Source organism: Pontibacter rugosus (genome assembly GCF_042678745.1).
Lineage (GTDB): Bacteria > Bacteroidota > Bacteroidia > Cytophagales > Hymenobacteraceae > Pontibacter > Pontibacter rugosus.
The window spans coordinates 1-1830 of record NZ_JBHTLD010000391.1 but is presented as its reverse complement, the minus strand read 5'-3'; the positions used below and the strand labels follow the sequence as shown (position 1 = coordinate 1830).

Below are 1830 nucleotides of genomic sequence, written 5' to 3'. Positions count from 1 at the left end.
GCCGGTGCATGTACATGCACCGGCTTTCGCTGTTTATATAAGACAATCAGATAGCCTTATAATATATTATTGATTTGCTCTTTTATCTTTTCTAGTTCTTCTTTCATCTCCACTACATAGTGTTGAATGGTGGAGTCATTCGCTTTAGAACCAATTGTATTTATCTCTCGCCCTATTTCCTGAGAGATAAAGCCAAGCTTTTTACCTGTTGGCTCCGGTAAGTATACTGTTTCAGTAAAGTAGTGCAGGTGGTTCACCAGGCGAACTTTTTCCTCTGCGATATCCAGCTTCTCTATATAGTATACCATCTCCTGCTCAAACCGGTTTTTATCGAAATGCTCAGACGAGCCAAGTTCCATCATGTGGCTCTTAATGCGGGAGCGGATATTTTCCATACGCGCCGGGTCATGCTTTTCTATATCAGCCAGCAGAATACGGATGCGGTCGATATAGGACATGATTTCTGCTGTAAGTGCCTTACCTTCGTCTTCACGGAATGTATTAATGCTTTGCAGCGCCTCTTGCAGCAATGGCTGCACTACAGCCCAATCGGCTTCAGCTGTTTCTTCCTCCTGTTCCTGCTGCTGTAGCACATCGGGCATATGCAGCGCGAGCCTGAATAGCTCGTCTTTAGAAGCTCCGAGGTTTTGAGCCACTTCATCTAACTCTGTATAATAAGCCTTCAGAAGCTCTCTGTTAATGCTGTTCCGGGGTTTTTGCGCTTTGTTTCTGTTAAACTCTACAGATATACTGACTTTGCCTCGTACCAGCGCCTTCTGCACCATATTACGTATCTCATACTCCTTATCAGATAAGAATTTAGGGGTGCGCACACTCAAGTCCATACTTTTGGAGTTAAGGGAGCGTATTTCCACCGAGATAGAATACTGGTCGGCATCGAGGCGGGCACTGCCAAAGCCTGTCATTGACTGCAACATAAGCTCTTTATAAAATGATACTTTGGCAAATTAAGGATAAATATTCACTTTTGTACAGCCAGCCACTGCTATAAGCAACAAAAGCAGCCGTAGCCATTGTGCTGACAAAGTATAAATTGCTTAACTTTGACCTATGAAATTTGGTGTAGTCGTTTTTCCGGGGTCCAACTGCGACCAAGATCTTGTTGATGCCATCAGTGTGGGTATGGAGCAAGAATGTGTAAAGCTGTGGCATAAAGACCACGATTTGCAAGGCTGTGATTTTATACTGCTGCCAGGCGGCTTCTCCTACGGCGATTATCTCCGTTCAGGGGCCATATCGCGCTTCTCTCCAATTATGCAGGAAGTTATTCAGCACGCAAATAAAGGTGGGTATGTAATGGGTATTTGTAACGGTTTCCAGATTCTGACAGAAGCTGGTTTGTTGCCTGGCGCCCTGCTGCGTAACGTAAACCAGAAGTTTATCTGCGACAACGTATACATTAAGCCTGCTACCACTAGCCTGCTGCCTACGCAACTGCTGGACATGGATAAGGCTTATAAGATTCCTGTGGCACACGGCGAAGGCCGCTACTATGCTGACGCAGACACATTAAAGGCTTTGCAGGATAATGACCAGGTCATGTTCAAATATTGCAGTAATGTGGCTGAAACAGGCGAAACCTATAATATCAACGGTAGCTTGCTAAACATTGCAGGGGTAAGTAACGACAAGAAAAACGTGTTTGGCATGATGCCTCACCCAGAGCGTGCAGTAGACCCAGAGCTGGGCAATACAGATGGACGCGCTATTTTCGAATCTATACTTAACTTAGTGAACGCTTAGAAAGAAGTTTTTCTATTAAATATTTCTTTAAGAAACAGAAGCCGGATGATAGCTTATAAAGCTTTA

At 44.3% G+C, this 1830-nt stretch carries 2 protein-coding genes; one reads left to right on the top strand and one right to left on the bottom strand.

What is annotated here, in order from left to right; genetic code table 11:
- Window positions 1-56: 56 nt before the first annotated feature.
- Complete coding sequence (locus ACFQ2O_RS21455; RefSeq protein ID WP_377532914.1) at window positions 57-938, bottom strand: YicC/YloC family endoribonuclease; 882 nt, start codon at window positions 936-938, stop codon at window positions 57-59.
- A 133-nt stretch (window positions 939-1071) separates the two neighbouring features.
- Here ACFQ2O_RS21455 and purQ point away from each other — a divergent pair, with 133 nt between their 5' ends.
- Window positions 1072-1764 carry a phosphoribosylformylglycinamidine synthase subunit PurQ gene (gene purQ, locus ACFQ2O_RS21450; RefSeq protein ID WP_377532912.1) on the top strand — a complete coding sequence of 231 codons (693 nt, stop codon included), beginning with the start codon at window positions 1072-1074 and terminating at the stop codon, window positions 1762-1764.
- The last annotated feature ends 66 nt before the right edge of the window (window positions 1765-1830 follow it).